The sequence below is a fragment of the Flavobacterium sp. 123 genome (assembly GCF_003634825.1).
Taxonomy (GTDB): domain Bacteria; phylum Bacteroidota; class Bacteroidia; order Flavobacteriales; family Flavobacteriaceae; genus Flavobacterium.
On the sequence record NZ_RBXD01000001.1, the window covers coordinates 1986607 to 2007547 of the forward strand.

A 20941-nucleotide genomic window follows, 5' to 3' on the forward strand; every position below is an offset into this window, starting at 1 on the left:
TAAGTTAATAATTTTAAATTATAAGTTATTATGCATGTGAAATATCTACTCTTTGAGTCACTAAATTAGGTGATTTGTAATGTAAATAGTTGTATTTTATTTCATTTTGGTTGATTGAAAATGAAAGTATTAGGTTTTTTTGTTTTAAATTATCAGTATTTTTTAATTTATTGAAGATTTAAAAATTCAAGAAAAATGGTTTATTATAAGTATATTTGTGCAAAATTTTATAATCGTTTTTCGACCCCAGATATGGGAGTTTGAATAGCGTAGCTGTGCAAACAACTGCGAATATTGGTTATAATTAATTTGAAAAATGGGTTTAAGTAAAAAAATTGCAATAGTTGGTTTAGGGTATGTTGGATTGCCTTTGGCACGTTTATTTGCAACAAAGCATTCTGTTATTGGCTTTGATATTAATACATCGAGAATTGCTTCATTAAAATCGGGTACAGATACTACTTTTGAAGTTGATGATGAAACTTTGCAGAAAGTCTTGTTAGATAGTCCTAGTGATAGTAATGGGTTGTATTGCACTTCTGATTTGAATGATATAGCCACATGTAATTATTATATTATTACGGTTCCCACTCCAGTTGATAAAAATAATCGTCCTGATTTGACGCCTTTGTATAAATCAAGTGAAACTGTTGGTTCTGTTTTGAAGAAAGGGGATATTGTCATTTATGAATCGACAGTATATCCTGGAGTTACAGAAGAAGAATGTGTGCCTGTTTTGGAGCGTATTTCGGGATTGAAATTTAACGTTGATTTTTTTGCAGGCTATTCTCCTGAAAGAATCAATCCGGGGGATAAAGAACATACTGTCGAAAAGATATTAAAAGTTACTTCAGGTTCTACTCCAGAAATTGGACAAAAAGTAGATGACTTATATCAATCGGTTATTACTGCAGGAACACATCTAGCACCTACCATAAAAGTGGCGGAGGCGGCTAAAGTTATTGAAAATTCTCAACGGGATATTAATATTGCTTTTGTAAACGAATTGGCAAAAATATTCAACTTAATGAATATAGATACGCAAGCGGTTCTTAAAGCAGCGGGTACAAAATGGAACTTTCTACCTTTCAAACCAGGATTAGTAGGTGGACATTGTATAGGGGTTGATCCGTATTATTTGGCACAAAGAGCACAAGAATTTGGATACCATCCTGAAATTATTTTAGCTGGAAGACGTTTGAATGATAGCATGGGAGACTATGTAGCTTCGCAAATCGTTAAGTTAATGATTAAAAAAGGAATATCTGTAAATGGAGCTTCTCTTTTGATGCTGGGAATTACTTTTAAAGAGAACTGTCCAGATGTACGCAATACAAAAATTGTAGATGTGATTGCTGCCTTGAAAGATTATGGAATTACAGTAACCATATACGATCCTTTAGCAAATCCAAACGAAGTTAAACACGAGTATGGATTAGAGACCACTACTTCAATGCCAAATGTGAAATTTGATGCTGTAGTCTTGGGAGTTTCTCATTCAGCCTTTTTGAAAATGGATTTATCTCAATTACAAAACTCAAATAGTATCATTTATGATGTAAAAGGTGTTTTGGGAGATAAGGTTGATGGCAGGTTATAGGTTGATTGACCATTAAATAAAACAAAACATTCATAATAAGAATAAAATTCTTTTTTATACAGATTCCAAAACTAAAATTACTCAATATTAAATCAAATATGAAAATAGGAATTACCTTTAGTGCTTTTGATTTACTCCATGCTGGGCATATTACCATGCTAGAGGAAGCAAAAAGACAATGTGATTATTTGATAGCAGCATTACAAACGGATCCTACAATCGATCGTCCTGAAAAAAACAGACCCACCCAATCTGTAGTAGAGCGCTATATACAACTTAAAGGTTGTAAATTTGTAGATGAAATTATTCCTTATGCTACCGAACAAGATTTAGAAGATATCTTACGTTCTTTTAAAATTGACGTTCGTATTATTGGTGATGAGTATAAAGATAAAAATTTTACTGGTAGAACTTATTGTGAAGACAAAGGAATTCAGCTTTATTTTAATGTTCGGGATCATCGCTTTTCTAGTAGTAGTCTGCGAAAAGAAGTAACAGAAAAAGAATTATTGAAAGAAAATAAGGTGAAGTAAGTTTTTTTTAGAAACGTTTGTCGTCATTCGATTAACGATTTTGCAAAAAACTAACAATCAATAAAAAATATGGAATCTAATTTAGAAGTATGGAAAGTAGCACACCAATTAACATTGGCGGTATATAAAATTACTTCTGATTTTCCAAAATCAGAACAATTTGGTCTGATTAGTCAAGTAAGAAGAAGTGCTTCTAGTGTCCCTACTAAAATATTATTGAAGGACAGGCAAGACAATATAAAAAAGAATTCGTTCCGTTTTTATATATTTCAAAAGGATCATTAGAAGAAACGAATTATCATTTATTTTTGTCCAAAGAGTTGGGATATATTAAAGAAGAAGATTATACCATTCTATTTAATTTATGTTCCAGAATAAAAATGATGTTATACAAACTAATTAAATCTCTAGCTGCTTAATTGCTTTATCGTTTAAAGATTTTACGAGCAACGAGCAACGAAAAACGATACTATGAATCAAAAACATTCAATCATACACGTTATCCTTACAGGAGGAGTAGGCAGTAGGTTATGGCCATTGTCTCGCAAAAGTCAACCCAAACAGTATCTTGATTTATTTGAAGGTAAATCTTTATTTGAAATGACGGTGGAACGTAATCGTGATTTGGTAGATCAGGTAATGGTTGTAGGCAATGTAGATAATTGCCATTTGAGTAAGGCGGTTATGGAAAAATCGAATACCCCTTATATTGATATTGTTGAATCAACTCCCAGAAATACAGCTGCTGCAATTGCTTTTGCTGCTTTTGCCGCTGATCCAGAAGATATTTTAATTGTTACTCCCTCGGATCATATTATTGATGAAATGCAACACTATAATCAAGCTTTAACAGAAGCAATAGAAAAAGCATCAAGAGGATTTATTGTTACTTTCGGAATTATTCCAACAAAACCAGAAACGGGCTATGGATACATAGAACGCAAGGGAGATAATGTAGTTTCTTTTCGGGAGAAACCCAATAAAGTAACGGCTACAGATTTTATTGCCAAAGGTAATTTTCTTTGGAATAGTGGTATGTTTTGCTTTAAAGCTGGCGTTTTATTAGAAGAACTGAAAGCATTTAACCCAGAAGTATATGAGAAATCAAAAATAGCTTGGGAAAATAATACTAACGGAAATATAGACCTAAACTTATCTATGGAAATCCCTTCCATTAGTATTGATTATGCAGTGATGGAAAGAAGTAAAAAAATAAAAGTGGTTTCGTCAACTTTCGTTTGGTCTGATTTAGGATCTTTTGAATCTGTTTATGATTATTTAGTTTCTAAAGGACATCCAGTTGACAAGAACGGAAATATGGTTATTGGAACAAATCTTTTTACTGCTTTTATTGGATTAAAGAATACTATTTTTGTGGCTACAGAAACAGCAAATTTAATTTTGCAAAAAGAACAATCTCAAGATGTTAAGAATATTTACAATGAGTTGGAAAGAAAAAAATCCAACTTATTAAATTAAAATTATTCGACTTAGAAATTATAAATTACCTATGAAAAAAATACTTATTGTTACGTTTTTAGTTTTTGCACTTTTTCAAGTGTCAACAATGAAGGCACAAGATTTATTGAAAGGGAATGATTTGAGCACTTTAAAAGTAGATTACTTATCAGATAGTGATGTAGCAAAGATAAGAACTCAGCTAGAAGCAAATAAAGTAACCATTGAACAAGCAGAACCAATGGCTTTAGCCAAAGGAATGTCAGCAAATGAATTTGCGAAACTAAAAGCGAGACTTGGCATGAATTCAGATGTGAAAAATGCTGCTTTGTTAAACAATAAGAACACTGATGAAACTACGAGTGGAGATTCTGAAGAATACACTAGAACTCAAGAAAAAATTGTCAATAAAAAAGTTAAAGACAGTTTAAATTCTTTAGTTTTTGGTTCCGAACTTTTTGATAATCCAACATTAAATTTTGAACCAAATTTAAAATTAGCTACTCCAGTAAATTATGTTTTAGGCCCTGGTGATGAATTGCAAGTAAGTGTTTATGGGGTACAGGAATTTAATGCGAGCGTGCCGGTAACAGTGGAGGGTAAAGTTAACATTCAGTACGTAGGCCAAATCCCTGTTTCAGGAATGACAATTGAAGCTGCTACTCAAAAAATAAAAAACGCTATTGCCAGAGTATATAGCACTGTTAATTCAGGACAGTCTCAAGTTGGGGTAAGTCTAAGTCATATACGTACTATTAAAGTAACTATTATAGGAAGTAAACAACCAGGGAATTATTCTATTTCTTCTTTGGCTACCGTTTATAATGCTTTGTTTTTAGGAGGTGGTCCAGGTAAGAATGGCAGTTATAGAAATATTGAATTAATACGAAATAACAAAGTATTTAAAAACATAGATATTTACAGGTTTTTAGTAAATGGGAATCAGTCCGATAATGTAGGATTGAAAGACAATGATGTGATTCGGATTCCAGCCTATTCTCAACGAGTAACTGTTGAAGGGAATGTAAAACGTCCCGGAATTTTTGAAATGAAAAAGGGAGAAACTTTTTCGGATTTATTATCATTTGCGTCTGGATTTAATGAGTTTGCTTATACTGCCTCGGTAAATGTATTGCAAAAAACAGCCAAAGAGTTTAAGGTCAAAGACATAAAAGCAGCTGAATTTGCAACGTATAAGCCAATTTCTGGAGATGTGTTTACAGTAACAAAAATTTTAAATCGTTTCGAAAATCGTATTAAAATTGAAGGTGCTGTTTTTAGACCAGACACCTATTCTTTCTATGAAGGAATGCGCATTTTGGATTTGATTAAGCAAGCGGATGGACTTAAGGAAGATGCCTATGCTACTAGGGCTACTATTGTAAGATTGAAAGAGGACATGACTACAGAGGCCGTTTCTGTAAATTTAGTACGTGCTTTAGAAGGAAATGCAGAAGCTAATATTTTGCTAAAAAAAGAAGATATAGTTACCGTGTATTCTATTTTAGATTTTGTTGAAGAATATAAAGTCACTATTGATGGCGAAATAAAAAAACCAGGTGCCTATTCCTTTTATGAAAATTTATCGCTAAATGATTTATTAGTGCAGGCAGGAGGATTGACAGGTTCTGCTTCAAAAAGAGTCGAGATTGCTAGAATGATTCCATCTGAAGAAATTGATAATGCGAATCCTAACAAGGTGCAATTATTTAATTTAGAGATTAATGCAGGAAACAACGAACAAATAAAAAACTTTACTCTAATGCCTTTTGATGTTGTGAACATTCGCAAAATGGCTGCTTATGAAAAGCCAGAGATGGTGGTAGTAAGTGGAGCCGTAAATTACACTGGAAAATATGTTTTAGTCGATAAAAAAGAAAAAGTATATGCTGTCATACAAAGAGCAGGTGGTTTGACTGCAACAGCTAATCTAGATGGTGTAAAGATTAAGCGTCCTATTAAAGCAGAACAAATTGAAGTTTTAGAAAATGTAAATTTAAATCTAGGAAAGAAAGACAGCATTCAGAACAAAATCACAAAAAAACTAAAAGAAGATTTAAAATTTGCAACTATTCCAGTGGATTGGAAGGCAATTGTTAAAAACCCGAACAACAGTACAAATGTTACTTTAATGCCCGGAGATGAAATTGAAGTAGCAACTTTTAATGAAAGTGTTAAAATTACTGGAAATGTATTATTGACCTCTGAAATTCCTTATAATAAAGGACGAGGATTTGGCTATTATTTAGGCGCAGTTGGAGGAACCGACGCTAAAGGTTGGAGAAAAAAAGCCTATATTATTTATCCAAATGGGAAAGCCGCTGTATCTAGTTCTTTTTTGTTTATCCGCACATTTCCTAAAGTTTTGCCAGGATCTCAAATTGTAGTGCCTGAAAAGCCAGAAACGAAGAAGATGAGTACGGGTGAGTGGGTGAGTATAGGAAGTGTGATAACAAGTTTATCTTTATTAATTTTAAATGCGTTTAAATAATCAGTATAGTTTCTTCAATTAGAACGAACATATAACGGACTTACAATATAAATATGAGTGAACAAATTTCGAACGACGAAATATCTTTAAAAGAATTAATAGACAAAGCAAAGGAATGGTTTGACTACTTGTTTTCACAGTGGAAGAGTATCGTATTAGCTGGAATAATTGGGGCAGCTTTGGGATTGACTTATTCTATTGTTAAGAAGCCGGTGTATACGGCCACTCTATCTTTTGCATTGGAAGATGAAAAATCGGGAGGTGGTTTAGGGAGCGCTTTGGGACTAGCTAGTTCTTTAGGTTTAGATTTAGGTGGTAGCGCAGGAGGAATGTTTACAGGATCTAATTTGACTGAATTATTCAAATCCCGTTCGATGGTAGAACAAACCTTACTAACTCCAGTTCTAGTGGGAACAGACACTATTTCTTTGGCAGAAATGTATATCCGTAACCAAGAATGGCGAGAAAAGTGGAATAAAAAACCAAAATTACAGCACATTCAATTTTTGCCAAATGTAAAAAGGAAATATTTTACCAGAGTTCATGATAGTATCTTAGGTGTAATTTATGAAGATTTATCCAAAACAGGATTGACTGTGGCTCAAAAAGATAAAAAAGTATCTATTATAAGTATTGATGTAGCTTCTACGAATGAATTATTTGCTAAATATTTTACCGAAGCCTTAGCGAAACAAGTATCTGATTTCTATGTAAACACTAAGAGTAAGAAAGCCAGACTAAATATGGAAATTCTAGAACGTCAAACGGACTCTATTCGTCGGGAACTGAATGGAGCGATTACGGGTGTGGCTGTTGCTAATGACAATACCTTTAATTTAAATCCAGCTTTGAATGTTCGTCGTACGCCTTCAGCAAGGCGACAAGTGGATGTACAGGCCAATACTGCTATTTTAACCGAGTTGGTAAAGCAAACGGAATTGGCCAAAGTCACTTTGCGTAAAGAGACCCCTTTAATTCAGGTAATTGACAAACCCATTCTGCCTTTGCCTAAGGAAAAATTTGGAAAGGCCAAAGGGCTTGTGTTGGGGAGTATTTTAGCAGGTTTTTTAGTAATGATAAGTTTGATTATTAGAAAATTTTTTAAAGATAATAATTAGTATATTTATATGGTTTCAAATATTTATTATGCATTAATACATTCTTGTTTTTTAGTTAATTAAGAATATTTTTCGCGAAATTTTAATTAATTGGTATAAATGCATTAAATAAAAAATTTCTTTGGTTAACACATCAAGTCATTGTACATTTATAATTAGAATCTATTGTTTTCGTGTAAGATTTTGAAATAAAAAGTAGAGTTTAGCAATTTAAATTTAAAAAATGAGACCGAGAATTATAGATTTTCCTAAAATTCAAGACCCAAGAGGGAATTTAACTTTTTTGCAATATCCTAGCCAAATTCCTTTTGAGGTTAGAAGAACTTTTTGGACTTATGATGTGCCTGGAGGAGAAATCAGAGGAGGACATGCCTATTATGAGCAAAAAGAAATAATTGTTGCTTTAAGCGGTAGTTTTGATGTTGTTATTACAAATGCAAATGGCATTATTGAAAAATTTTCTCTAAATCGTAGTTATTACGGTTTATATTTACCAGCCAAAACATGGAGGCATATTGAAAATTTTTCCACCAACTCTTTGGCAATGCATGTTTCAAGCGAGGCTTTTTTGAAGGAAGACTATATTAGAGATTTTCAAGAATTTAAATTGCTTGCAGATGAAAAATAAAATTAGTGTTTTCGGGTGCAATCTCTTGCATTTAAATAAGATTGGAGATAGAAACGGGCATATTACAGCCATTAATAATGAGATAGAAATCCCTTTTGGAGTAAAAAGAATCTTTTATTTATATGATATTCCTGGTGGAGAGTCCAGAGGAGCTCATGCTCATAAAGAATGTCATCAATTTTTAGTTGCTGCAAGCGGTAGTTTTGAAGTCTTATTAGATGATGGAATTACAAAAAGACAAGTTTTATTGAATCGCCCTGATTTGGGCCTACATATACCGCCAGGAATATGGGCCTCTGAAGTTAATTTTTCAAGTGGATCTATTTGTTTGGTTTTGGCCTCACATTTATATAGTGAAGATGATTATTTAAGATCTTATGATGAATATTTAAAATATATATTATGATACATTCTTTAGCAGAAGTACAAACAAATAAAATTGGAAAAAATACTTATGTGTGGCAATATTCAATTATTTTATCAGAAGCCGTAATAGGTGATAATTGTAATATTAATTGTCATACGTTTATTGAAAATGATGTGAAAATTGGTAATAATGTTACAATTAAAAGTGGGGTATATTTATGGGACGGAATCCAAATTGCTGATAATGTTTTTGTAGGTCCAAATGTAACTTTTACAAATGATGAAAGGCCACGATCAAAGCAGTACCCTTCAGAATTTAAAAAAATAAAAATTGAAAATAATGCTTCAATAGGAGCAGGAGCTATCGTTTTAGGCGGGGTAGTTATAGGAGCTTTTTCGATGATAGGGGCAGGTGCTTTAGTCACAAAAAATGTTCCTTGTAGAGCGTTAGTAGTAGGGACTCCAGCTAAAATTACCGGATGGCTTAATGAAGATGGAACTAAAATGGAAAAAAAGAATGAATATTTTGTTGATAATTTTGAAAATAAATGGATTGTTGAAGATAATGTATTAAGAAAAGCAAAAATTTAGATGATGATCTTGATATAAAATATAAAATATTATACAAGTTAGACTATGATTAAATTTTTAGACTTACAAAAAATAAACGCTCAGTATGCAAACGAGTTAAAGCAAGTTGCAGCCGATGTAATTGATAGCGGTTGGTATCTGTTGGGGGAGCGAGTAAAACTGTTCGAAAACAATTTAGAAGCTTTTCAAGAAGGAGGAAATGCAATAGCCGTTGCTAATGGATTGGATGCTTTGCGACTTATTTTTAAAGCCTATATCGAGTTAGGATTTATGCAGGAAGGTGACGAGGTAATTGTCCCTGCAAATACTTATATCGCTTCTGTATTGGCGATTACAGATAATAAATTAGTGCCAGTTTTAGTAGAACCCGATTTGGGTACTTTTAATTTAGATTTGAGTTTGATAGAAAGTAAGATCACTGCAAAGACCAAAGCCATTATGGTAGTCCATCTTTATGGTCGTGTTTGTTGGAGTACAGAATTGGAGACTTTAGCCAAAAAGCACAATTTGAAAATTATTGAAGATAATGCTCAATCAATAGGAGCTCGTTGGAATGGCATTCGTACGGGTAATCTAGGAGACGCTGCAGGTTTTAGTTTTTACCCAGGTAAAAACTTAGGGGCATTGGGAGATTCAGGTGCGGTAACGACTAAAGATGCTGAGTTAGCTAAAGCGATTCGTACTTTGGCAAATTATGGCTCTGCTCAAAAATATGTAAATCAATACCAGGGTTTAAATAGCCGTATGGATGAAATGCAAGCCGCTTTCTTAGACGTGAAATTGCGTTTTGTTGATGCTGAAACTTCTCGCCGTCAAGAAATTGCTAATTATTATATTGAGAATATCAAGAATGATAAAATAATCTTGCCTTCTGTTGGTAAAGTTGGAGAACATGTTTGGCATCTTTTTGTTATTCGTACTGCCAATCGTGATGAATTACAAGCCTATTTACAAGAAAATGGGGTTCAGACGTTGATTCATTATCCAATTCCTCCTCATAAACAGGAATGTTATGCTAATCTAAATAGGGTTAATTTGCCTATCACAGACAAAATTCATGCGGAAGTGTTGAGTTTGCCAATTAGTCCTGTGATGACAGATGAAGAAGTTGAAAAAGTGTGTAATGTTATTAATGTTTTTTGTAAAGAAATTGCTGTATAATGGAGATGCCCATTAAATCAAAAATAAAAGAATTATTTAGTCACGGTATTGTTTATGGGCTTACCTCTTCTTTGCAAAATGTACTTGGTTTTGTATTATTACCAATATTAACTGTTTATTATACTCCTGCGGAGTTTGGCGTTTATAGTATTATTTTGTTGGCAAGTGCTTTGGCAAGTGCGATTTTTTATTTTGGAGCTTCCTCTGCTTTAGGACGATTTTATTTTGATGAAGACTCAGATAATTACAGAAAAGAAATAGTTTCTACAGCATTATTTATAACAATTGCAGGGGCATTACTTTTGGTACTGTTATCTTTTTTGTTTGGAGATTACTTATCTGTTTTGCTTTTCGATTCTCCTATTTATCGAGTACCTATAATTTTAGCTTTTTCTGGAGCAGCTTTTGGTTTTTTATTAAATACGATGACCCTTTTATTGCGTTATGAAAAACGTTCTGTTTTATTCATGGTCGTAACTTTAGTAGGGGTATGCTTAAATTTTGTTATTACTTATATATTGCTGACAATTTTTCATTACGGAATTTTAGCACCGCTTTGGGGCTCATTTTTGAGTATAGGTTCATGCTTTGTTTTTTTGTTTGTAATTAAATTTTCGGGTTTAACTCTAAAAGTTAATTCTTCTTATTATAAAAAGATATTATTTTTTGGGATACAATTTAGTATAAGTGGTTTGTTATTTTATTTATTAGATTATGTAGATCGCATCATTATTAAAGAATTGCTGCCAATGGCAGATGTTGGTATCTATTCTTTAGGTTGTAGAATTGCGGCGGTTATTAATGTAATTTTGATTATGCCTTTTAGCCTTATTTGGGCTCCTATTCGTATGCAATATGCTTCTAGTGATAATAACCAGGAATTTACGTCAAAAATATTTTCTTATCTAGCGATTTCGGGTTTTGTTTTAGTTTTACTGGCAATGTTGTTTGGGAACGATTTAATGTCATTAGTATTTGTGAATGATAAATATGCTGGATCTGCCAAAGTTTTTCCTTTAATTATGCTGTCTTTATTGTTTTATGGTTTTCAAAACATACTTGATTTTGGAATTTATTTACACAAGAAAGTTTATTTTTATATCATAATTTCTTTAATTGGCATTACTTTTAATGTCGTGATGAATTATTGGTTAATTCCCCATTTTGGGTATATGGCGTCTGCTTACATTACTTTTTTCACCTATTTTATTACTACAGGTTTAATTTATTTAGTTTCATCAAAATATCATACATTAAAGTTAGAATGGAATAGAATATGGATTCCATTTGTTGTTTTAATTACGTTATATTATTTGGTTAATTTTACTGCAATTTTTAATTATTATAGTTTATTAATTAGAATTTTAGTTACAATTGTTTTGGTTTTAGGTATTGTTTTTTGTTGGTTAAGCAAGAAAGAACAAGAAATAATTCGTAAATTTTTGAATGTTTAATTTTTGAAACAAAAAAATATATAATGAAAATACTAGACTGCACATTAAGAGATGGAGGATATTATACAAATTGGAATTTTGATAAAAAACTAACAGATTTATACTTTAAATCTTTAAATGATTTACCAGTAGATTATCTTGAAGTAGGATATCGATGTAATCCAGGAACGGATTATTATGGGGAGTATTATTATTGTCCACCCTATGTTCTTGAAAGAATTAAAAGTATTTCAAATAAAAAACTTGTAATTATATTAGATGAAAAAAACATCAAGAAAGAAGATATAAAAGAGCTTTTGAAACCTTGTATTGGAGTCGTTGCAATGATTCGTTTTGCAATTGATCCTAAAAACTTTAAAAGAGCACTAGTCTTAGCCGAAGAAGTGAAAAAACTTGGGTTTGAAGTTGGGTTTAATGTTATGTATATGTCAACATGGAAAGACGAATCAGATTTTTTAGAATCAATTAAGTATGTAGACGGAATTGCTGATTATTTTTATATGGTTGATTCTTTTGGAGGTATTTTCCCCAAAGATGTAAAAGACACGATTGATATAGTTCGATCTAAGACAAACGTTGCATTAGGATTTCATGGACATAATAATTTAGAATTGGCACTAGTTAATTCTTTGACGGCTATTGAAAATGGTGTTGAAATTATTGATGCTACAATAACTGGAATGGGAAGAGGAGCAGGTAATTTGAAAACGGAATTATTATTAACAGTTTTAAATAGTGTTAATGGTTTAGAGGTTGATTTTAATGCTTTAAGTCAAGTGACAGGAGCATTTGAATTGTTACAAAAAGAGTATGAATGGGGAACAAATATTCCTTATATGGTTTCTGGGGCAAATTCATTACCACAAAAAGAGGTTATGGAATGGGTAAGTAAAAGATATTATTCTTACAATAGTATAATAAGAGCTTTACATAATAAAAAAGAAGGAGTTAAGGATAATTTAAAATTTGATATACTTAAGCATAAAAATTCTTCTAAAGAGGTATTAATAATTGGTGGGGGGGATTCTGTTTTGACTCATATTGAAGCATTACTCGTTTATTTAGAAGCAAAACAAGAGATAACAATTATTCATGCGAGTTCAAAAAATGCTAAGCCCTTTAAAAATCTAAAGAATAAACAAATATTTTGTTTGGTTGGAAATGAGGGGCATAGACTTGAAGATGTTTTTCATGAATATAAAGATTTTCAAGGAATTTGTGTGTTGCCTCCCTATCCAAGAGAAATGGGAACTTATGTTCCTCTTTCTGTTGAAAGCCGAACTTTCGAGTTAGAAAATGTGAATTTTACAAAATTAAATGTTTTTTCTCACACTTCATTAGCTATTCAGACGGCATTAAACCTTGGAGTGTCCAGCGTATTGGTAAGTGGATATGACGGTTATTCTGGAGATAAAATTGCAGAGAAGGAACAAGAATTATTTATTGAAAATGAGAGTTTGTTTCAAGAAGGAATAGTTAAAGGGGTTGAATTTTATTCTTTAACGCCAAGTAAATATAAATCTTTAATAGCCAAATCAATTTATGGCTTGTTAATATAGTTTTTTATGCAAGATTATTTAATAGTTATACCAGCGAGATATGAATCGTCTCGATTGCCAGGTAAACCCTTAATTGATTTAATGGGGAAAAGCATGATTCTGCGGACCTATGAAAAGTGTATAGAAGTAATGCCAAAAGAGAACGTTATTGTTGCGACTGATGATGTCAGGATTTATAATCATTGTTTAAGTCATTCTATAGCTGTCTTGATGACATCAGATTCATGTTTAACAGGTACAGATCGTGTAGCTGAAGTTGCACGAGTTATTAAAGCGGAATATTATATTAACGTGCAAGGTGATGAACCTTTATTTAATTCTAATGATATTTTAAAAGTATTAGAATCTATAAAAAATAATAATGGAAAAATTATTAATGGATATTGTTCTATAAAAAGCAGTGAGGAGTTTTTTAGTACATCAATCCCTAAAGTAGTATTCAGACCAGACGGTAGATTACTGTACATGTCAAGAAGTCCAATACCAGGAAATAAAAATGGTGATTTTGTGAAGGCTAATAGACAAGTTTGTGTTTATGCTTTCCCTCAAGAAGCACTGGAAAATTTCAGTGGGCAAAAAATAAAAACAGCTTTAGAAAAAGAAGAGGATATTGAAATTATTAGATTCCTAGAGATGGGTTATGAGGTCTTTATGATTGAGCTTTCTGATGATTCAATTGCAGTGGATAATCCAAGCGATGTTGAAAAAGTTTTAAATAGACTGCGTAATGAAAACTAAACCAGATCAATATAAAGTAATACTTTGGGATTTTGACGGTGTAATTGTAGAATCAAATAAAGTAAGAGAAAGCGGTTTTAGAAAAGTATTAGAACAGTTTCCTGAAGAGCAAATAGAAGAGTTAATAAAATTTCATAATTTAAATGGTGGATTATCTAGATATGTTAAGTTTAGGTATTTTTATGAAGTTATATGTAAGTCGAGTATATCAGAAGAAAAAGTTCAACATTTAGCAGATTCATTTTCGGAAATAATGCTAAAAAAATTAGGCTCCAAAGAGTATTTAATCAATGATACAGTAAAATTTATTGAATCAAACTCTAATTCTATTGAAATGAATATTGTATCTGGTTCGGATCAAAATGAATTAAGAATACTCTGTTCAAGATTAGATATTGATAAAAATTTCAAATCTATTTGCGGATCTCCAACACCTAAAAACACTTTAGTTGCAGATTACCTGAAAAATTCAAAATTTAAGAATGAAGAGATTTGTTTAATTGGAGATTCTATGAATGATTATGAAGCTGCAGCTGTAAATGAGATCGATTTTTATGGTTATAATAATGTAGAATTAGAGTATCTAGGTAGATATATTAAATCATTTTATAATTAGGTATGAAAAAAATAGTTGATGTTTCGGGTTATGGTCATTCAGGTAAAACGGCTATTTCTGAATTCTTAAAAGACTATGAAAATGTATTTACCTTTCCTAGTCATGTAGAGTTCGAATTGTTTAGAGTTCAAGGAGGACTTTTAGATTTATATCTGTCAATTTATTTTAGTTGGAACCTTATTCGTACTAGAGTAAGGATTATTGAATTTAAAAAATTAATACGCAGAATCGGAATTGTGCAAAATAAGTTTAATCCAAGTACTTTATGGAATGCTTCGGGGCATGGATATAATCAATATTTTAATGGCAAATTCATAGAAATATCAAATGAATTTATAGAGGGATTAATACAAGTTAAGCAAAGATCTTTTTGGCCTTATGATAGTTTGAGTGATTCAAAATTGAAATTGTTTTTAGGTAAAATACGTGCTAAATTATTCAAAAAATTAATTTTAACTGAAATTTATTACACCGATAAGAGCCAATTTCTAAAACATACTTCAAAATATATTCATAAATTATTTAATGAAGTAGGTGCCCCAAACCAGACACATGTAGTGTTGAATAATACTTTTGAACCCTATAGTCCAACTAGATGTATTGAAATGGTTGAAAATTCTTTTTCAATCATTGTTGATAGGGATCCAAGGGATATATATGCTAGTATGATCAATTCTCAAGATGTATTTGTTCCTAGTTTTGAAGATTATAAAAATGCAGATGAATTAAAAAAAAAAATGGTAGGTTTTGATGATATTAATCAATTTATCTCGAGATATAGGATTCTGAAAAATAATGTTATTGATGATAATAATCCCTCCGTTTTAAGAATTCGATATGAAGATTTTATTTTGGATCATTATGAAGTTGCAAATAAAATACATAAGCATATTGGTCTTGATAATTTAAAAAAGAATAAAAGTACAGTGTTTAATGTGAATGATTCCAAAAAAAATGTAGGTATCTGGAAAAAATATAAAAATTTGCCTGAGATTATTCAAATTGAAAAGGATTTGGCTGAATATTGTTATCAAGATTAATATGGAGAATTCAATTTGTTTTTATTTTCCTTATCATGAAGATTCGGGAGTGCCTGTATTATTTTACAGAATGGCAAATGCTGTAGCACAAAAAAAACCGGACATATCCGTTTCGATAATCGATTTTGAGGATGGAGCGATGGCACGTAATCTTTTGCCATTGCCCAATATTCATTTGATTGTTTTTGAGAAAAATAAAAAAGTGTCTCCGCCGAAAGATAGTGTACTTGTTATGCAAACATTTGTACCCTATTATTGGCCTGATGAATTAGATTTAGATGTTAATCAAAAAATATTTTTTTGGAATTTGCATCCGCAAAATTTAATACCATCCCTTTTGCCGATTCCTTTTTTGAGGGAATTACCAATGAATAATTTTGGAGTTTATCGATTTTGTTCTAATTTTTATAAAACTCTTTTTAGTAATTTAAGAGCTTATGTTCAGTTATTACAAGATAAAGAGGCGCTTTATTTTATGGATAAATCTAATTTAGATTTTTCATCAAAATATTTATTCACAAATATTGAAATGAAGCAATATCTTCCAGTTCCAGCGGTATCATCATCGGTTGAATTGAATTTTAACGAACCAAAATCACTGAAAGATACTATAAACGTGGGTTGGATAGGAAGACTGTGTGATTTTAAGAGTTATATTTTAGTATATACCATCAACAAACTTTCTGATATTTCGCACCGATTTGATAATAAAAAATTTGTTTATCATATTGTTGGAAATGGACCATTTTTAGATTATATAAAAAATAATATTATATTAAATAAAAATGTTTCTGTAGTTTTTCATGGATCTATACCACACGATAAATTAGACAATTTTATAAATGGCAACTTTGATGTTATGACAGCAATGGGCACTTCCGCACTTGAAGGAGCCAAACTGGCTAAGCCTACTATTTTATTGGATTTTACATTTAAAAAAATTGAAAAAGATTATTTATTTAGAGAAATTTACGATACAGTAGGATTTGATTTAGCGCATTTTATTACAGACAAGGATTATGATAGAGGGAATGACTCACTGTTTGAAATAGTAAATGGAATTATTTTAGATTACACTTTGCACGCACAAAAAGCTTTTGAATATTATGAGAATAATCATAGTATCGAAAAAGTGCAGGAATTGTTTTTACAGAAAGCCTTAAATACTAAACTTTCTTTTTCAATGATTGACCCTTCGGTTTTGAGGAAAAGTAAGTTATTGAGGTTCTATAATAAATTAAGGAAATTAGAAAATTAAAGATATGATAAGACTTTCAAAATCTGTAATTGGAGAAAAAGAATCTGAAGCAGTTACACGAATATTATTAGAAGACGGGTATTTAGGAATGGGGTCTGAAGTAGGTAAATTTGAAGCAGATATTGCAAGTTATTTAGGTGTTTCTTCAGATACAGTTGTTTGTGTAAATACGGGAACATCAGCCTTGCATCTAGCAGTGGAGGCCATAGTAGCTATAGGCGAAGAAGTTTTGGTACCCTCATTTACTTTTTTATCTTCTTATCAAGCTATAAGTGCTGCTGGTGCGGTTCCAATTTCTTGTGACGTATATGAAGATACTTTGTCAATTGATTTGGAAGACGCGGCAAGTAGGATTACTGATAAAACGAAAGCAATTATGCCAGTGCATTATGCAAGTAATCCGGTAAATGTGGATAAACTCTATGAATTTGCAAAAAAATATAATCTTAGGGTGATAGAAGATGCTGCGCATGCATTTGGCTGTACTTACAAAAGTAAAAAAATTGGATCTTTTGGCGATGTGGTTTGTTTTTCATTTGATGGTATAAAAAATATAACATCAGGAGAAGGAGGAGCAATAGTAACGAATGATTTTGAAGTACTGTCAATTGTGAAAGATGCCCGTTTATTAGCAATAGAAAAGGACTCTGATAAACGATATTCAGGACAAAGGAGTTGGGATTTTGATGTAAAAAGACAAGGGTATCGCTATCACATGAGTAATATATTTGCTGCAATTGGAAGGGTTCAGCTAAGTAGATTAGATAATGAGTTTGCTCCTAAAAGAATTGAACTATTAAAATTATATCAAAAATTGCTCGGATCCAATTTGAAAGTGTTATTTCAAAAATATGAAATCGAAGCTTATATTATACCCCATATAGTATCAATTCGAATATTGGATAACCAAAGAGACGGTCTCAAAGAGGAATTAGAAAAACAAAAAATTCCAACGGGTATCCATTATAAGCCTAATCATTTATTAACTTATTATAAGACCCACTATAATTTGCCAGTTACTGAGAAAGTGTACAGTGAAATATTAACATTACCATTGCATCCTGAAGTTAAAATTTCAGATGTAGAATTTATCTGTAAAATTATTAATAATTATCTAAACTAATGAAAACAGTTCTATTAGCAGGAGGATTAGGTACTCGCCTAAGTGAAGAAACTACTCTGAAACCAAAACCAATGGTCGAAATTGGTGGCATGCCAGTTTTGTGGCATATAATGAAAATTTATGCAACGTATGGTTATACTGATTTTGCAGTTGCTTTAGGCTATAAAGGAGATGTGATTAAAGAATTTTTTTTAAACTACAAGTTGCATAAAAGTGACATGATAGTGAGTTTGCGTTCAGGTGATGTAAAATTTGAAAATGACTTATCCGAAGATTGGACTGTTGGATTACATGAAACTGGGGCTAATAGTATGACCGGCGGACGTCTTTATAATTTGAAAAAAATATTTAAACCAGGGGATACTTTTATGTTAACTTACGGGGATGGTGTTGCGGACATAGATGTTGAAAAATTAGTAGCTTTTCATAAAGAGCATGGGAAAATTGCAACATTAACAGCCGTTAGGCCTTCGGCTCGATTTGGTTCAATTTTGATGGAAGACGATGGACATATTCTTGAATTTAAAGAAAAGCCACAAACAGGTGAGGGCTGGATTAATGGTGGGTATTTTGTTTTTGATTATAAAATTTTTGATTATTTAACAGATGAGTCAACAATTTTAGAAAGAGAACCCCTTGAAAACCTTGCAAAAGACAATCAATTGGTGGCCTATAAGCATGAAGGTTTTTGGCACTGTATGGACACAATACGAGATAGAGATAATTTAAATGAAATTTGGGCTCATGGAAATGCGCCTTGGAAAAAATGGTAAGCTATGTTTAATGATATTTATAAAAATAAAAGAGTACTTGTAACAGGACATACTGGTTTCAAAGGAACATGGTTAACAACATGGTTGTTGAATTTAGGTGCAGAGGTTGCAGGGTATTCGATTAGCGTTCCAACAACACCGTCACATTTTGACGTGCTGCAATTGGAAGACAAAATTCAGCATCATTTTGGGGATATTCGAGATTACAAACATCTTTTGAAAGTATGTCAAGATTTTAAACCTGAATTTATTTTTCATCTTGCTGCCCAGCCTTTGGTTAGAGATTCTTATGAAAATCCAAGAGAGACATTTGATGTAAATATGATAGGGACTTTAAATGTTTTGGAGGTTATAAGACAATTAAAAGAGGTTGTCAAAGTGGGTGTAATCATTACAAGTGACAAATGCTATGATAACGTTGAATGGGTATATGGTTACAGAGAGGATGATAGATTGGGAGGAGAAGATCCTTATAGTGGCTCTAAAGGTGCAGCAGAGATAATAACGAAGTCATATATGCATTCTTTCTTTAAGCAAGGATTTCCTAATGTTTGTTCAACTCGAGCTGGAAACGTAATAGGAGGGGGGGATTGGGCTAAAGACAGAATTGTTCCAGATATTGTTCGTTCTTGGTCAGAAAACAATCCAGTTGAAATTAGAAGCCCATATAGTACTCGACCATGGCAACATGTTTTGGAACCATTAGGCGGTTATTTATGTGTTGGGGCTAAATTATATGAAGAGAATTCAGAGCATAGAAATCAAGCCTATAATTTTGGACCAGACGCAAAGGTTAATAAAAATGTTGGTGAATTGATTGACGAGATGGAACAGCGTTGGGATAATTCTCCGGGATGGATTAATAAATATATAGATGATGGAAAAAAAGAAGCGAATTTATTAAAATTGTGTTGTGATAAGGCAAATATTAATTTAGAATGGCATCCTGTTATGGGATTTGAGGAAACGATGGATTTTACAATGTCTTGGTATACCAATTTTTATTTTGATAAAAAATCTGTATTTGAATTTACTAACAATCAAATTAATCTTTATACATCCAAGGCTAAAGAGCGTGGTATAAAATGGTCATTAAATGAGTGATTTAATAACAAAAATTCATGATTTGCAATTAACTATTTTGAAGCAAATTAAGGATGAAAGAGGAGCGGTGTATCATTATTTTAAATCAACTAATATAACTTATAAAGGGTTTGGTGAAGCATATTATTCAAAAATAAACCCAAACGTAATTAAAGGTTGGAAATTACATTATAGAATTCATCAACATTTTTGCGTTCCTTTTGGAGCGGTAAAAATAGTGATTTTTGATGATAGAGATGATTCTCCTTCAAAAGGGCAGGTTGATGAAATTATATTAAATGATACAACAAATTATCATTTATTAAGTATGCCTCCAGGATTGTGGTATAGTTTTAAATGTATTTCAGATGATTTTGCTTTGCTGGCAAATATAATAGATCAAGAACATGATGTTTTGGAGTCGATTAATTTGCCATTAATTAATAATAATATTCCTTATGAGTGGAAATAATTCTACGATAATGCCTTTAGTATCCATTATAATGAATTGTTATAACGGAGAGAAATACTTAAGAGAGGCAATCGATTCTGTTTTAACACAAAGTTACACCAATTGGGAATTGGTATTTTGGGATAATCAATCAACAGATGAAAGTTCAATGATTGTAAAATCGTATGATGATAAAAGAATATGTTATTACTATGCAGAGAGTAATAAACCATTAAGTGCAGCTAGAAATCTTGCTGTCCAAAAAGCAAATGGAGAATATATTGCATTTTTGGATAGTGATGATATTTGGTTACCTGAAAAACTAGAAAAGCAATTGGACGGCTTGATTGAACAAAAAGATGCGGTTATATCCTACTGCGGTTTTGAAACCCTTTTAACTTCTGATGCAGAAAGTGCAATTAGACAAGCTGATTTTTATTCAAAGTTCTTGTATAAATCTCATAATTCTAAATCGATTTATAATAAACTTTTGAGAGGAAATTTTATAATTTTTTCAACTGTTATCATAAAAAAAAATGTTTTTGATTTAACTGGTGGATTTAGTGAGCATTTGGAGCAAAACGAAGATTTTGAGATTTTGTTGAAGGCATCGTTGCATACAAATGCTATATGTATTAGCGATGTTATGGTTAAATACAGAATACATTCTTCAAATAATTCATACTTGAATGCTAGAAAAAATTTTATTGAAAGTGAACATATATTCTCAAACTTGCCGAAGTCATTTCAGATTTCAATGGCAAAAGACAGAAATAGGACAAGAGAAAAAATTTATTTTATTTTCTTTGAGAAAAAGTGGAAGCAATTAATTAGTTTGTTAAATCCTAGATATTGGCCACATATAGGCTATTTGATTTTAAAAAAAATTATCAAATAAAG

22 protein-coding genes are annotated in these 20941 nt (G+C 31.5%); all 22 read left to right on the plus strand.

Features of this window, described 5'->3' with window-relative positions:
* Positions 1-316 precede the first annotated feature (316 nt).
* The 22 genes from C8C88_RS08665 (at position 317) to C8C88_RS08765 (ending at position 20939) form a co-directional block, all read left to right on the plus strand.
* Complete coding sequence (locus tag C8C88_RS08665; protein ID WP_121337706.1) at positions 317-1600, plus strand: nucleotide sugar dehydrogenase; 1284 nt, start codon at positions 317-319, stop codon at positions 1598-1600.
* A 98-nt stretch (positions 1601-1698) separates the two neighbouring features.
* Positions 1699-2133, plus strand: coding sequence for an adenylyltransferase/cytidyltransferase family protein (locus tag C8C88_RS08670; RefSeq protein WP_121337707.1), 435 nt, complete (start codon positions 1699-1701; stop codon positions 2131-2133).
* Between the two features lie 69 nt (positions 2134-2202).
* The gene (locus tag C8C88_RS13005; protein WP_255415852.1) at positions 2203-2418 is read left to right on the plus strand and encodes a four helix bundle protein; all 216 of its coding nucleotides are present in this window, start codon (positions 2203-2205) and stop codon (positions 2416-2418) included.
* Positions 2400-2552: a four helix bundle protein gene (locus C8C88_RS13010; protein ID WP_255415862.1), complete on the plus strand. Its 153-nt coding sequence runs from the start codon at positions 2400-2402 to the stop codon at positions 2550-2552. The genes C8C88_RS13005 and C8C88_RS13010 overlap by 19 nt, the downstream gene beginning before the upstream one ends.
* Before the next feature lie 52 nt (positions 2553-2604).
* A complete protein-coding gene (locus C8C88_RS08680) occupies positions 2605-3612 on the plus strand; it encodes a mannose-1-phosphate guanylyltransferase (RefSeq protein WP_121337708.1) in 1008 nt (335 codons plus the stop codon).
* A gap of 31 nt (positions 3613-3643) precedes the next feature.
* Positions 3644-6082, plus strand: a complete 2439-nt coding sequence (locus C8C88_RS08685) for an SLBB domain-containing protein (RefSeq protein ID WP_121337709.1) — start codon at positions 3644-3646, stop codon at positions 6080-6082.
* Positions 6083-6135: 53 nt separating this feature from the next.
* Positions 6136-7200 carry a Wzz/FepE/Etk N-terminal domain-containing protein gene (locus C8C88_RS08690; RefSeq protein ID WP_121337710.1) on the plus strand — a complete coding sequence of 355 codons (1065 nt, stop codon included), beginning with the start codon at positions 6136-6138 and terminating at the stop codon, positions 7198-7200.
* Positions 7201-7423: 223 nt separating this feature from the next.
* Positions 7424-7828, plus strand: a complete 405-nt coding sequence (locus C8C88_RS08695; RefSeq protein ID WP_121337711.1) for an FdtA/QdtA family cupin domain-containing protein — start codon at positions 7424-7426, stop codon at positions 7826-7828.
* On the plus strand, positions 7818-8234 hold the full coding sequence (locus C8C88_RS08700; protein ID WP_121337712.1) for an FdtA/QdtA family cupin domain-containing protein: 417 nt from the start codon (positions 7818-7820) through the stop codon (positions 8232-8234). Before C8C88_RS08695 ends, C8C88_RS08700 begins: the two co-directional genes overlap by 11 nt.
* Positions 8231-8785 carry an acyltransferase gene (locus C8C88_RS08705; protein ID WP_121337713.1) on the plus strand — a complete coding sequence of 185 codons (555 nt, stop codon included), beginning with the start codon at positions 8231-8233 and terminating at the stop codon, positions 8783-8785. Before C8C88_RS08700 ends, C8C88_RS08705 begins: the two co-directional genes overlap by 4 nt.
* A 45-nt stretch (positions 8786-8830) precedes the next feature.
* Positions 8831-9946 (plus strand): DegT/DnrJ/EryC1/StrS aminotransferase family protein, encoded by a 1116-nt coding sequence (locus C8C88_RS08710; protein WP_121337714.1) that lies wholly within the window; start codon positions 8831-8833, stop codon positions 9944-9946.
* Positions 9946-11400 (plus strand): lipopolysaccharide biosynthesis protein, encoded by a 1455-nt coding sequence (locus C8C88_RS08715; RefSeq protein WP_121337715.1) that lies wholly within the window; start codon positions 9946-9948, stop codon positions 11398-11400. The genes C8C88_RS08710 and C8C88_RS08715 overlap by 1 nt, the downstream gene beginning before the upstream one ends.
* 23 nt (positions 11401-11423) lie before the next feature.
* A complete protein-coding gene (locus tag C8C88_RS08720) occupies positions 11424-12959 on the plus strand; it encodes an aldolase catalytic domain-containing protein (RefSeq protein ID WP_121337716.1) in 1536 nt (511 codons plus the stop codon).
* A gap of 6 nt (positions 12960-12965) precedes the next feature.
* On the plus strand, positions 12966-13697 hold the full coding sequence (locus tag C8C88_RS08725; protein WP_121337717.1) for a 3-deoxy-manno-octulosonate cytidylyltransferase: 732 nt from the start codon (positions 12966-12968) through the stop codon (positions 13695-13697).
* Complete coding sequence (locus C8C88_RS08730) at positions 13687-14313, plus strand: HAD family hydrolase (RefSeq protein WP_121337718.1); 627 nt, start codon at positions 13687-13689, stop codon at positions 14311-14313. The genes C8C88_RS08725 and C8C88_RS08730 overlap by 11 nt, the downstream gene beginning before the upstream one ends.
* A gap of 2 nt (positions 14314-14315) precedes the next feature.
* Complete coding sequence (locus C8C88_RS08735) at positions 14316-15353, plus strand: hypothetical protein (protein ID WP_121337719.1); 1038 nt, start codon at positions 14316-14318, stop codon at positions 15351-15353.
* A 1-nt stretch (position 15354) separates the two neighbouring features.
* Positions 15355-16611 carry a glycosyltransferase gene (locus C8C88_RS08740; RefSeq protein WP_121337720.1) on the plus strand — a complete coding sequence of 419 codons (1257 nt, stop codon included), beginning with the start codon at positions 15355-15357 and terminating at the stop codon, positions 16609-16611.
* A gap of 4 nt (positions 16612-16615) precedes the next feature.
* The gene (locus tag C8C88_RS08745) at positions 16616-17734 is read left to right on the plus strand and encodes a DegT/DnrJ/EryC1/StrS aminotransferase family protein (RefSeq protein ID WP_121337721.1); all 1119 of its coding nucleotides are present in this window, start codon (positions 16616-16618) and stop codon (positions 17732-17734) included.
* A complete protein-coding gene (gene rfbF / locus C8C88_RS08750; RefSeq protein ID WP_121337722.1) occupies positions 17734-18507 on the plus strand; it encodes a glucose-1-phosphate cytidylyltransferase in 774 nt (257 codons plus the stop codon). Before C8C88_RS08745 ends, rfbF begins: the two co-directional genes overlap by 1 nt.
* A 3-nt stretch (positions 18508-18510) precedes the next feature.
* Positions 18511-19611, plus strand: coding sequence for a CDP-glucose 4,6-dehydratase (rfbG, locus tag C8C88_RS08755; RefSeq protein WP_121337723.1), 1101 nt, complete (start codon positions 18511-18513; stop codon positions 19609-19611).
* Entirely contained in the window at positions 19604-20062 is a 459-nt protein-coding gene (locus tag C8C88_RS08760; protein ID WP_121337724.1) for a dTDP-4-dehydrorhamnose 3,5-epimerase family protein, read from the plus strand. Before rfbG ends, C8C88_RS08760 begins: the two co-directional genes overlap by 8 nt.
* On the plus strand, positions 20049-20939 hold the full coding sequence (locus C8C88_RS08765) for a glycosyltransferase (protein WP_199711402.1): 891 nt from the start codon (positions 20049-20051) through the stop codon (positions 20937-20939). The genes C8C88_RS08760 and C8C88_RS08765 overlap by 14 nt, the downstream gene beginning before the upstream one ends.
* The last annotated feature ends 2 nt before the right edge of the window (positions 20940-20941 follow it).

What these genes read in the sequence shown, in the direction of transcription:
- C8C88_RS08665 (WP_121337706.1), top strand. Translation starts at nt 317, where the DNA reads ATGGGTTTAAGTAAAAAAATTGCAATAGTTGGTTTAGGGTATGTTGGA.
- C8C88_RS08670 (WP_121337707.1), top strand. Translation starts at nt 1,699, where the DNA reads ATGAAAATAGGAATTACCTTTAGTGCTTTTGATTTACTCCATGCTGGG.
- C8C88_RS13005 (WP_255415852.1), top strand. Translation starts at nt 2,203, where the DNA reads ATGGAATCTAATTTAGAAGTATGGAAAGTAGCACACCAATTAACATTG.
- C8C88_RS08680 (WP_121337708.1), top strand. Translation starts at nt 2,605, where the DNA reads ATGAATCAAAAACATTCAATCATACACGTTATCCTTACAGGAGGAGTA.
- C8C88_RS08685 (WP_121337709.1), top strand. Translation starts at nt 3,644, where the DNA reads ATGAAAAAAATACTTATTGTTACGTTTTTAGTTTTTGCACTTTTTCAA.
- C8C88_RS08690 (WP_121337710.1), top strand. Translation starts at nt 6,136, where the DNA reads ATGAGTGAACAAATTTCGAACGACGAAATATCTTTAAAAGAATTAATA.
- C8C88_RS08695 (WP_121337711.1), top strand. Translation starts at nt 7,424, where the DNA reads ATGAGACCGAGAATTATAGATTTTCCTAAAATTCAAGACCCAAGAGGG.
- C8C88_RS08700 (WP_121337712.1), top strand. Translation starts at nt 7,818, where the DNA reads ATGAAAAATAAAATTAGTGTTTTCGGGTGCAATCTCTTGCATTTAAAT.
- C8C88_RS08705 (WP_121337713.1), top strand. Translation starts at nt 8,231, where the DNA reads ATGATACATTCTTTAGCAGAAGTACAAACAAATAAAATTGGAAAAAAT.
- C8C88_RS08710 (WP_121337714.1), top strand. Translation starts at nt 8,831, where the DNA reads ATGATTAAATTTTTAGACTTACAAAAAATAAACGCTCAGTATGCAAAC.
- C8C88_RS08715 (WP_121337715.1), top strand. Translation starts at nt 9,946, where the DNA reads ATGGAGATGCCCATTAAATCAAAAATAAAAGAATTATTTAGTCACGGT.
- C8C88_RS08720 (WP_121337716.1), top strand. Translation starts at nt 11,424, where the DNA reads ATGAAAATACTAGACTGCACATTAAGAGATGGAGGATATTATACAAAT.
- C8C88_RS08725 (WP_121337717.1), top strand. Translation starts at nt 12,966, where the DNA reads ATGCAAGATTATTTAATAGTTATACCAGCGAGATATGAATCGTCTCGA.
- C8C88_RS08730 (WP_121337718.1), top strand. Translation starts at nt 13,687, where the DNA reads ATGAAAACTAAACCAGATCAATATAAAGTAATACTTTGGGATTTTGAC.
- C8C88_RS08735 (WP_121337719.1), top strand. Translation starts at nt 14,316, where the DNA reads ATGAAAAAAATAGTTGATGTTTCGGGTTATGGTCATTCAGGTAAAACG.
- C8C88_RS08740 (WP_121337720.1), top strand. Translation starts at nt 15,355, where the DNA reads ATGGAGAATTCAATTTGTTTTTATTTTCCTTATCATGAAGATTCGGGA.
- C8C88_RS08745 (WP_121337721.1), top strand. Translation starts at nt 16,616, where the DNA reads ATGATAAGACTTTCAAAATCTGTAATTGGAGAAAAAGAATCTGAAGCA.
- rfbF (WP_121337722.1), top strand. Translation starts at nt 17,734, where the DNA reads ATGAAAACAGTTCTATTAGCAGGAGGATTAGGTACTCGCCTAAGTGAA.
- rfbG (WP_121337723.1), top strand. Translation starts at nt 18,511, where the DNA reads ATGTTTAATGATATTTATAAAAATAAAAGAGTACTTGTAACAGGACAT.
- C8C88_RS08760 (WP_121337724.1), top strand. Translation starts at nt 19,604, where the DNA reads ATGAGTGATTTAATAACAAAAATTCATGATTTGCAATTAACTATTTTG.
- C8C88_RS08765 (WP_199711402.1), top strand. Translation starts at nt 20,049, where the DNA reads ATGAGTGGAAATAATTCTACGATAATGCCTTTAGTATCCATTATAATG.